This is a genomic window from Alistipes sp. ZOR0009 (genome assembly GCF_000798815.1).
Classification (GTDB): Bacteria; Bacteroidota; Bacteroidia; order Bacteroidales; family ZOR0009; genus Acetobacteroides.
On sequence record NZ_JTLD01000006.1, the window covers coordinates 23,978 to 34,744 of the forward strand.

8 protein-coding genes are annotated in these 10,767 nt (G+C 48.5%); 6 read left to right on the forward strand and 2 right to left on the reverse strand.

All coding sequences use genetic code 11. From position 1 onward, the window contains the following. Positions 1 to 54 precede the first annotated feature (54 nt). Entirely contained in the window at positions 55 to 933 is an 879-nt protein-coding gene (locus L990_RS02525) for a YitT family protein (RefSeq protein ID WP_047445210.1), read from the reverse strand. A gap of 356 nt (positions 934 to 1,289) precedes the next feature. Here L990_RS02525 and mnmE point away from each other — a divergent pair, with 356 nt between their 5' ends. The 6 genes from mnmE (at position 1,290) to L990_RS02555 (ending at position 9,765) form a co-directional block, all read left to right on the forward strand. Further along, the gene (mnmE, locus tag L990_RS02530; protein WP_197057214.1) at positions 1,290 to 2,690 is read left to right on the forward strand and encodes a tRNA uridine-5-carboxymethylaminomethyl(34) synthesis GTPase MnmE; all 1,401 of its coding nucleotides are present in this window, start codon (positions 1,290 to 1,292) and stop codon (positions 2,688 to 2,690) included. Between the two features lie 331 nt (positions 2,691 to 3,021). Beyond that, positions 3,022 to 6,201: a type ISP restriction/modification enzyme gene (locus tag L990_RS02535; protein ID WP_047445214.1), complete on the forward strand. Its 3,180-nt coding sequence runs from the start codon at positions 3,022 to 3,024 to the stop codon at positions 6,199 to 6,201. A 644-nt stretch (positions 6,202 to 6,845) separates the two neighbouring features. After that, on the forward strand, positions 6,846 to 7,562 hold the full coding sequence (locus L990_RS02545; protein WP_156121289.1) for a DUF6261 family protein: 717 nt from the start codon (positions 6,846 to 6,848) through the stop codon (positions 7,560 to 7,562). Positions 7,563 to 7,808: 246 nt separating this feature from the next. Next, positions 7,809 to 7,934 carry a hypothetical protein gene (locus L990_RS20500; RefSeq protein ID WP_262480641.1) on the forward strand — a complete coding sequence of 42 codons (126 nt, stop codon included), beginning with the start codon at positions 7,809 to 7,811 and terminating at the stop codon, positions 7,932 to 7,934. Positions 7,935 to 8,058: 124 nt separating this feature from the next. Next, positions 8,059 to 9,222: a hypothetical protein gene (locus L990_RS02550; protein ID WP_047445221.1), complete on the forward strand. Its 1,164-nt coding sequence runs from the start codon at positions 8,059 to 8,061 to the stop codon at positions 9,220 to 9,222. Between the two features lie 9 nt (positions 9,223 to 9,231). Beyond that, positions 9,232 to 9,765 (forward strand): hypothetical protein, encoded by a 534-nt coding sequence (locus tag L990_RS02555; protein ID WP_047445223.1) that lies wholly within the window; start codon positions 9,232 to 9,234, stop codon positions 9,763 to 9,765. Between the two features lie 238 nt (positions 9,766 to 10,003). On the opposite strand, the gene L990_RS02560 is transcribed toward L990_RS02555, so the two are convergent. Next, positions 10,004 to 10,767 (reverse strand): sodium:solute symporter family transporter (locus tag L990_RS02560; protein WP_047445225.1); only part of this gene is annotated, 764 nt, incomplete at its 5' end.

Sequence of the window (10,767 nt, forward strand, 5' to 3'; positions counted from 1 at the left end):
AAAGAGGGTCGCGTGCATGATGCTAGCGACCCTCTCTTATTATGACAGTAGTTTTTATAGTGGTCTAAATCCGTTTCCAAGAATTTCGCCAGCCCCCGTTACGTTTACAAACGCTTTAGGATCTATCTTGCGAATTTCCTGCTTTAAAATCTCCACCTCGCGGCGGTTAAGCACCACGTAAATCATTTTACGCTCCTGCTCTTGGTAAAGTCCCTTCACATCAATAAGGGTACCCCCTCTGTCTAGATCTTTCAGGATAAAGGCTCTAATTTCCTCGTACTTATCCGAGATAATCATAACCGTTTTGTTGTATCCCTCCTCGTTAAGAATGGTGTCGATAATCTTACTTTGAATAAAGATTAGAATCCAAGCGTAGCAAGGCAGCTTCCAGTCGCCAAATGCGGGGATGGTGATAAGGGTAATGATGGAGTCGACAATAAGTACCAGCTTACCTAGCGAGAGGTGGGTGTACTTGTGTAGAATCATTGAGATGATGTCGCTACCGCCCGATGTGGCCTTAGACTTAAAGATGATGCCCATGGCAACACCGTAAAGAACCCCGGCAAAGATAGAAGATAGCAGGGCGTCGTCAATTAGCGGCTGTCCGCTGGTCCATAGGATGGTTTCGAAGAGCCATGTAAAGCCAATACCTGCCGCCGTAGCGTAGGCTGTCTTAAATCCGAAGATTGGGCCAAGTATTAGCGTTCCAATTAGGAGTAGCGGCCAGTCGAGAAAGGCTACCACGGTGCTAATTTTCCAGCCAAAAAGGTGAGAGATAACGATCCCAATACCGTAGGTTCCTCCAGGAGCAATCTTAAACGGAGAAACAAACATCACAATAGTCATGGAGAAGATAAAGCTCCCTAGCGTAATGTAGCCAATTGCCTTCCACCATTCGGCGGAAAACATCTTATCTTGCTGAATGTGCGACATGCGTTTTAATTAAAAATGGTTTCGGGTACAAATCTAGCTAGGCCGTTTCTTAGCTACAAGTGGTTTTAATATGGCTTAATATGTTTAATGACATTAATTATTTGCTTGGAAATGCTAATTATTGATAAGTTGAAGGGGCTAAAATTTAGGTTTGCAGCATCTTTTTGTTAAAGATCAGCGGAGAAGCCACCGCATTTAGCGCGCTATACGCTTTAGAGGGCATTGTGGGGCCGCTGCGCTCTAGGCCGATCTGCTGAGTTCATCCCATTTTTTAAACGTAAACCGAGGGGACGGGGCTTCTTTTGCGTGGGTGTCGGATCGTTATGCTATCTTTGTACCTCAATTTTTGCCCAATGATAGAGAATCCAACTATAGCAGCAATTGCAACACCTGCAGGGTTAGGTGCCATTGCCGTACTTCGCCTAAGCGGTCCAGAGGCAATAAGCCTTGCCGATAAGGTTTTTCGTTCGCCATCGTCTAAGAAGCTGGTGGCTCAGAAGCCCAATACCATTCATTTTGGGAAGCTGGTAAATGGCGACGAGGTGATCGACGAGGTGCTGGTTTCCATCTTTAAGGCGCCACACTCGTTTACTGGCGAGGATACGGTGGAAATTTCGTGCCACGGATCTATCTACATACAGCAGCGAATTCTCGAAACCCTGATTAGGGCTGGTGCTACGCTGGCGCAGCCTGGCGAGTTTACCCAGCGCGCGTTCCTAAACGGCAAGTTCGACCTCTCGCAGGCCGAAGCTGTAGCCGATCTTATCGCATCAACCAGCAAGGCAAGCCACCGCTTGGCCATGAACCAGATGCGTGGCGGCTTCTCGAAGGAGATTGAACAGCTGCGCGAACAGCTGCTCAACTTTACCAGCCTCATTGAGCTGGAGCTCGACTTTAGCGAGGAGGACGTGGAGTTTGCCGATCGTACCAGCTTGCGGAAGCTTATTGTTACCATCATCAACCATGTGGGGGGCTTGGCTAAGACTTTTAGCCTGGGCAATGCCGTTAAATCGGGCATTCCGGTAGCCATTGTTGGTAATCCCAACGTGGGGAAATCGACGTTGCTAAATGCCATGCTAAACGAGGATAAGGCCATTGTGTCGGATATTGCTGGTACCACCCGCGATGTGATAGAGGATACCTTTACCATTGGCGGTATCGACTTCCGGTTTATTGATACGGCAGGAATACGCCACACGCACGATACCATAGAGAGCTTAGGTATTGAGCGCACCTACCAGAAGATTACCCAGGCAACTATTGTGCTGCTGCTAATCGACCCCAAGGAGGATATAGAACGGATAGACCACTCGGTGGCCGACGTACACCAGCGCGTAACCGACGAGCAGCACCTTTTGGTGGTGTTCAACAAGATTGATGGGATGGAGCCCCACGCCCTCTCGGCGCTACAGGCTCGGCTAAAGGAGCTGTATGCCGATGGCGTAGATATCGTTTCCATCTCGGCAAAGCACCATCAGAACCTCGACGAGCTAAACCGCCTGCTGGTGGACAAGGCTGGGTTGGAGCAGATGTCGGAGTCGAGCGTGATTGTTACCAACATGCGCCACTACGAGGCACTTGTAATGACCAACGAGGCTCTGCAGCGCGCCCTCGAAGGCGTTGATACGGGTATCTCTGGCGATTTCCTTTCGCAGGATATCCGCGAGGCGATATTCTACCTCGGCCAGATTACGGGTACCATCTCCACCGACGATATTCTAGGAAATATCTTCTCGAAGTTCTGCATCGGGAAGTAGCTAATTTCCACCCCGCCCTGCGGGCACCCCTCCCATGGAGGGGAACTTGCCGTAGCGCTCTTTTTCTGCCTATTGCTGAGATAGAATATTGTCTTTTGCCTGTTGCTTGCTAACATAGAGATCATACATTGCGTGGAAGCATCAGCTGCAGCGAAATTATTTGAGCATAGCCTAAATGCCGCCCCGAACCCGTAATAATCCGCACGCCCAAATTCCCCTCCTATGGAGGGGTGGCCGTAGGCTGGGAGAAAGGCCTAAATAGACACTCCTAACGCTTGGCTTTCATAAGATTTTATACTTTATTTGTTAATCTAAACGAATTATAGAAAATATGACCGTTGAACAATATATTGATAGCATAAACAAACGCTACTTACTTGGCAATGCAACCGAACACACGTTTAGAGGCGATCTTCAGCAGCTCATCGAAAGCTTAGCCCCCGCCATTCGGGCAACCAACGAGCCCAAAAGGCAAAGCTGTGGTGCGCCCGACTACATCATAACCAAAAAAGATATCCCTGTTGGCTTTATAGAGGCGAAAGACATTGGCGATAAAGACCTCGATGGGGCAAAGAAAACCGGAAATAAGGAGCAGTTCGACCGCTACAAGGCCTCGCTGAACAACCTTATCTTTACCGACTATCTCAACTTCCACCTTTACCGCGAAGGCCAATTCGTAACCAAAATTACCATTGGCGAGGTAACCGCTAAGGGCATAAAACCCCTAACCGAGAACTTTGCCCAGTTCGAGCATTTTATTCAGGATTTTTGCATCCACATTGGGCAAACCATAAAGAGCAGCCGTAAGCTGGCCGAAATGATGGCTGCTAAGGCTCGCCTGCTCTCCGATGTTATCGAAAAGGCGCTTTGCAGCGACGACGATACCAGCGAGAATAGCACGCTTAAAGACCAAATGAACGCCTTTAAGCAAATTCTTATACACGATATTACCCCAAAGGGCTTTGCCGATGTGTACGCGCAAACCATTGCCTACGGCATGTTTGCCGCCCGCTACCACGACCCGACCCTGCCCACCTTTAGCCGACAGGAGGCCTACGAGCTCATCCCCAAGTCGAACCCATTCCTTAAAAAGCTATTCGGATATATTGCCGGACTGGATGTGGACGACCGCATAAAATGGATTGTAGACGACCTGGTGAACATCTTTCTGGCGTGCAACGTGGAGGAGATGCTTAAAAGTTACGGTAAGTCTACCAAAATGGAAGACCCCATTATCCACTTCTACGAAGACTTTCTGAGCCAGTACGACCCCAAGCTGCGTAAGGCGCGCGGCGTGTGGTACACCCCGCAGCCCGTGGTGAACTTTATAGTACGTGCCGTAGATGAGATACTAAAAACCGAGTTCGACCTGCCCCAAGGCCTTGCCGACACCAGCAAAACCCGAATAAAGGTGGATATGCAGGGCAAGAAGGTGGAGCAGGAGGTACATAGGGTACAAATTCTAGACCCCGCAACGGGGACTGGCACCTTTTTGGCCGAGGTGGTAAAGCATATTCATAAGAAGTTCCAAGGCCAGCAGGGCATTTGGAGCAGCTACGTAGAGAACCACCTGCTGCCCCGCCTAAACGGCTTTGAGCTGCTGATGGCCAGCTACGCCATGGCCCACCTGAAGCTCGACCTGCTGCTCTCCGAAACCGGGTTTACCCCCACCAAAGACCAGCGCTTTAGGGTGTACCTAACCAACAGCTTGGAGGAGTACCACCCCGACACCGGCACCCTATTTGCCAGCTGGCTAAGCTCCGAGGCCAACGAGGCCAACCACATTAAGCGCGACACCCCCGTAATGTGCATTATCGGAAACCCGCCCTACAGCGTTAGCAGCACCAATAAGGGGGAGTGGATACAAAACCTAATTGCAGACTACAAGCGAAACCTAAACGAGCGGAAAATAAACCTCGACGACGACTATATTAAGTTTATCCGCTACGGACAGCACTTTATTGATAAGAACGGTAGCGGTGTTTTGGCGTACATCTCCAACAACAGCTTTATAGATGGCATAACCCACCGCCAAATGCGGAAAAGCCTACTGGAAAGCTTTGATAAGATTTACATTCTCGATTTGCATGGCAACGCCAAGAAAAAGGAGGTTTGCCCCGATGGTACGCCAGACCAAAACGTGTTCGATATAATGCAAGGAGTATCGATTAATATTTTTGTGAAAACTGGGCTTAAAAAAAAGATCGAATTAGGTCAATTGTTTCATTATGATTTACAAGGAAAAAGGGATATCAAATACGAGGATTTACTAAAAATGAATATTGATACAATTGCATGGAATAGATTATTGTATAAAGAACCTTACTGTTTTTTTGTACCCAAAAATTTTAATGAGGAAAAAAGATATAGTAAAGGTTTTAAAATAAATGAGCTTTTGATAAATAATAATACAGGTATTCAAACGAAGTGTGATGAACTTTCAATACATTTTGATAGATCAGACCTGCTTAAAGTTGTAGATGATTTTAAAAATAATGATATAGTAACATTAAAGAAAATGTATCCAAACAAATCGGATTCAAGTGGATGGAATTTCAAGGATGCTAGTAACGATTTGAAAGAGAATAAAATTTTTTACACTAAAATACTATATAGACCCTTTGATATAAGACATACGTTATATACAGGAAAAACGAGTGGTTTTATTGGAAGACCAAGAACTTCAACAATGTCACACATGATTAAAGGGGATAATCTTGGTTTGATAACACTTCGTATTAATGGTGAGTTAATGGAATTTGTTTGCTTACTAACCAATAATATAATTGAAAAAGGGAGTTTGCCCAAAGGGAATTACTCATTATTTCCCCTCTACCTCTATCCCGAAACCAACGCCCAGCAAACCCTTGGGCATGCAGCCGAGCGCACGCCCAACCTCAACCCCGAAATAGTAGGTCAAATAGCCGAGGGCTTGGGGCTAACCTTTACCGCCGAGAAGGAGGCTACCGAGGGCACCTTTGCCCCCATCGATTTGCTAGACTACATCTACGCGGTGCTGCACAGCCCGCGCTATAGGGAAACGTACAAGGAGTTCCTAAAGATAGACTTCCCCCGCGTGCCCTACCCCAAAGATGCCGCTACCTTTTGGCAGCTGGTGGCGCTGGGCGGCGATCTGCGCCAAATACACCTGCTCGAAAGTCCTAAGGTGGAGCAGTACATTACCCAGTATCCCGTTGGGGGTAGCAACGAGGTCGAGAAAATTCGCTTTGAAATGTACTACTATAGCAACTCGATCCCCAACGAAAACGGCGAAATAGAATATCCCGACTATTTAGGGGCAGTATACATAAACGAAACCCAGCACTTTAAAGATGTGCCTTCTTCTGCCTGGAATTTCTACATAGGCGGCTACCAGCCCGCCCAAAAGTGGCTAAAGGATCGTAGGGGTAGGCAGCTCGAGTTCGAGGATATCCTCCACTACCAAAAGATTATTGTGGCCCTAACGGAAACGGATAGGATTATGAAGCTGATAGACGGTATCGATTTTTAGCGTAGGCCCCTCCAACGGAGGGGCTTTCTTTTTGGGAAGGCTGGTGACGCGGCCTATTCGCAACGCGCTGTATACTTGTATGGGTATACAGAAAGTCATATTTGAAAATATATTCACGTACATTTTGTTAATTAAAATAAATATTTTTATTTTAGCCTTTGGTAAAGATTGTCTTTAGTGGCATTCTGACGCTAGTAAATGTACTTAACCAACGTACTATCAGGGCTACAGCGCTTCGCTGGCATGGAGGCCCCCAGTAAATCACCACAAATTTTTAATTGTAGCCGTAGCATATGCTAGTGCGGTAAACTTTGGTAGCAAGCTTGTAACTAGGGAGCTACCGGAGGGCGGCAGCAGAGCATTTACCAAGGGAAATGATCCGTCGCCGCACGGCAGCAGAGCATTTGGCAAGGGAAAAGCTTCGTCGCCGCGCGGCAGTAGAGCATTTACCAAGGGAAAAGCTTCGTTGCCGCATGGCAGTAGAGCATTTACCAAGGGAAATGGATCGTCGCCGTACGGCAGCAGAGCATTTGGCAAGGCAAAAGAAGCGCATCTGGCGTATTGGCGTTCTTGTTTGGTGTACAGGGGCTAGCGTTTAGGCTTATGCGGCAAAGACCATCAGCCGATAACTTAACAGTAATACAATGGAAGAATTGGCTATGACCAAGCTCGGCGTTGCAGATGTTAGCGCAATTGCAACGGGCGTTATCGAGGTGGTTGATGACTCCGATGTGCAGGAGGTAAAGGAAACCCCTCTTTATTCTAATATTGTTAGCGAACAGGTAGTCTTTAAGGAAAGTCTGGCTCGCCTTCGTAAGAGCGATAGCACGGAGGCAAAGGTGGTGGCCGACAAGAAAAGAGATGGATCGTTTATTGGTGTTCGTAAGTATTTCGATTCGCTTACCTACTCGCCTGTCGAGGCGGTGTGCGAGAAGGCCACCAAGCTTTATGGTATTGTAAATATGTATGGAAGTGGGGTAGAGTCTTTCCCAGATTCGAAGGAGAGCGAGTACCTGTCTATTATTATTGCAAAGCTTATGGAGCCAGCTAACTTACAAATGGTTACCGAAGTAGGTGGTAAGGAGTACTTGGAGAAGCTGGTTAAGGACGAGAAGGAGTTTATGGCTAACTGGGGCGACCAGGAGGCTGACAAGCATGCTTTTAGAAACTCTAAATCGGCCACCCAAAGCCGTAGGAAGTTGGAGTCGGCGATCAACGTATTTTACGGTTATCTGGTGTATAGCGCAAGCTACGCCCCAGCCAATCGCGATAAGTTTGCCAAGCTGCAGAGCGCCATCTACAGCCGTTACCTGAGCATTAAGCAGAAGTATAACGAAACGAAGACCGACGAGGAGTCGTAGAGAAGCATCAAACCAGGAAAGGGGCCTAGCGGCAGCTTTCTGATACGTATAGGGTCTACCGCGTAAGGGGTAGGCCTTTTTTGTTGGCAGCGGGTGTGGGGAGATGGCCTTGCTTCCAGCCGCTGTCTTGATGCCTTTATAGGGGATGACCGCTCGCTCTTTATAAAATCATTATACCTACGATGGCTACCTTGATAAATTCCTTACGGATTGGGCCGCAACTTTGCGCTAGCAAATGGGAAAATTATGGATGAGCTTATTGTAGTACTCGAATTTGTGGGGGGCTTAATTGCGATTTTTATCATGGGAAATGCTCTGGCATCCCTCTTTAGGCTCGATAACGAGCAGGATGGGCATCGGAAGGAGGGGTGATGGCGGTGGGCTGCCTACAGTAGATGTTGGTAGGGGCGTTTCATCTTAAAAATACCTAGATGTAGGTATGGTACCTGAATTTTGGATGCGCTTATTTTGCAGCGGTTAATCAAAATTTTGAATCATGAGAAAGATGTTATTTGCTGCGCTTCTAGCAGCGTTAGGTTGTGGAACAGGTTATGCACAATCACCTTCTAATAGCGGAATCTTAGGAAACTCCAACCTTTCGGTAGGAGGGTACGGAACCATCGACTTTAAGCAGCCAATTAAATCGGGATATAAGCAAAATGGGACGGTAGACTTGAGCCGCGTGGTTTTTTTGGTGGGCTACCAATTCTCCTCGAAGACCTCATTCTTTACCGAGATCGAATTTGAGCATGCCAACGAAGCTTGGATAGAGCAGGCCTACCTAAACCATCGCTTCGACGAGCGGCTACAAATGAAGGCTGGCTTGCTGCTGATTCCTTTTGGTTTGGTGAATGAGTTTCACGAGCCAACGTCGTTTAACGGGGTGCTTCGTCCATCGGTTGACAACGTGCTTATTCCAACCACCTGGCGCGAGATGGGGGCTGGTGTTCATGGCCGCTTTAGCGACCTAGGGCTAGCATACCAGCTGTATGTGGTTAATGGCTTTAAGAGCTACGATGGTGCAGGGGTGCTAGGTGGTGCATCAGGCATCCGAAACGGCCGTCAGAAGGGGGTAAAGGCTATTTGGGGAAGCCCCAATGTGGCTGCGCGCGTTACCTACGATCGCATTCAGAATCTAACGCTTGGCGTTTCGGGCTATTTTGGAAAGACCAGCTCGACGCTCTTTAGCAAGCTCGATAAGGGCAACGACTTGGCAATGGCCAAGGCCGACTCGTCGGTGGTTAACGTGGCTATGGTTGGTGCCGACTACCGCTACACGCTGGGACGTTTTAGCAGTAGAGGAACTATTGCCTATACCTCGTTGGGCAACGTTGCCGAGTATAACAAGCTAACCAAAAAAGACCTAGGCTCGGCCATGCTGGGATACTACTTGGAGGTAGCCTACGATGCCATTGCCAGCAACGCCAATGGTGCTGGTGCGCTAACGCCCTTTGTTCGCTACGAGAACTATGACACCAACTACAAGATGCCTGCTGGCTACGCAGCAAAGGATGCCTACAGCCGTCAGGAGTGGTTCTTTGGGCTAGGATATAGAATTGCTAAGGGGGCAGTTTTAAAGGCCGATTACCAGTTAACCAAATCGAAAGCAGACGATTCGTTTGCTGGGACGCTAAATTTAGGTGTTGGGGTAACATTTTAGTATCTGTAGATGAAAAAAACGCTAACATTCATGCTGCTGCTTTGCGTGGTAACCCTTTTTGCCAAGGAGCTGCCGCTATCGAAGTTTGGGCATAAAAAGCTGATGGAGCTCATAAAGGATACCTATGAGGAGGACTACTCCATCACCAGCTTGGTGGTAAACGATGAGCTACAAAGGCAGCTGGCAAAGGGGATGCCCAACGGCTCGCTGTATATCATCAAAAAAGGGGGTAGTAAGGTCGGCTACGTTTATATTTCGCAGGCCGAAGGACGTACGGAGACTTTTGACTATGCCGTAGTTTTTGATAGAAATCTCACTACCGAGCAGGTGAAGATGTTGGACTACCGTCCGCCCTATGGAGGTGCCGTTGCCAGCCGATTTTGGCTAAAGCAGTTTGCCAATAAGGGCATAGGGGAGCGGTTTGAGTTTCGTAAAAACGTAGATGCCCTTAGTGGTGCCACCATATCGGCTACATCTATTGTTGACGATATGAATCTCATCAAAAAAAATATGGCCATTCTGCATCAGCAGGGAGTAATTTAGCGGCTAGACAATAAAGTGTAAAGCCCATCTCGTTTAGAGGTGGGCTTTCGTTTTGCTCAAAATTCAGCTTTGCCAGAAAGAAAAGGGCTATCTAAAAAGGTATTCACTCAAAGGTGGCGTGTACCACGAAATGCTACTGCTGCTTACTGCAAGAGGTCGCTTGTCGTGATCCGTGATTCCATTTTAGACAGCCCCAATATGATGCTTCTTTAAACCAGAGGGTGCTGTAACGCTACGGCTACCACCAAATGGTATATATGGCGATTAGCACTACCACAATGATAGCGGCGGCTACCTTAAAGCCTCGGGTGGTGTTAAAGAGCTCCGGCGAGAGCTCAATCGCCTTACTGTTTTCCTTGGTACGCTCCACCATGGCGCTAGCAACCATCACCAGCACGCACAGGATGAATACCAGCCCCATGCGATCCATAAATGGAAGCTCGGGGAGCAGCCACTTCATCAGCAGCGAGAAGACGAAGGTTCCGATGGCCGCCAGCAGCGCTCCGTTGGCCGTGGCCCTCTTCCAGAAGAAGCCCAGCAGGAAGATCGCCAGCGCTCCAGGGCTTACAAAGCCGGTAAACTCCTGGATAAACTGGAAGGCTTGGTCGAGGTTTTGCAGCATGATGGCTATCGGGAAGGCCACCAGCAGCGCTACCGCCGCCGAGATGCGGCCCACCCGCACCAGCTTGGCCTGCGAGGCCTGCCTATTCACGTACGACTGGTAGATATCCATGGTAAAGATGGTGGAGATGCTGTTGAGCATGCCGGCTACGGCACCCACAATGGCGGCAACCAGCGCCGCAAAGGCCAAGCCCTTAATCCCGGTAGGAACAATATGGTAGAGCAGCCAGGGGTACGCCTCGTCCGATTTGGCAATGTCGGCGTTCAGCGCAAAGGCAACGATGCCCGGAATTACCACGATAAGCGGCAGCAGCAGCTTCAGGAAGCCGGCGAATACCAGCCCCTTTTGCGCCTCGGCCACGCTCTTGGCCGCCAGCGCCC

What these genes read in the sequence shown, in the direction of transcription:
- L990_RS02555 (WP_047445223.1), top strand. Translation starts at nt 9,232, where the DNA reads ATGAAAAAAACGCTAACATTCATGCTGCTGCTTTGCGTGGTAACCCTT.
- L990_RS02550 (WP_047445221.1), top strand. Translation starts at nt 8,059, where the DNA reads ATGAGAAAGATGTTATTTGCTGCGCTTCTAGCAGCGTTAGGTTGTGGA.
- L990_RS02535 (WP_047445214.1), top strand. Translation starts at nt 3,022, where the DNA reads ATGACCGTTGAACAATATATTGATAGCATAAACAAACGCTACTTACTT.
- L990_RS20500 (WP_262480641.1), top strand. Translation starts at nt 7,809, where the DNA reads ATGGATGAGCTTATTGTAGTACTCGAATTTGTGGGGGGCTTAATTGCG.
- L990_RS02545 (WP_156121289.1), top strand. Translation starts at nt 6,846, where the DNA reads ATGGAAGAATTGGCTATGACCAAGCTCGGCGTTGCAGATGTTAGCGCA.
- L990_RS02525 (WP_047445210.1), bottom strand. Translation starts at nt 933, where the DNA reads ATGTCGCACATTCAGCAAGATAAGATGTTTTCCGCCGAATGGTGGAAG.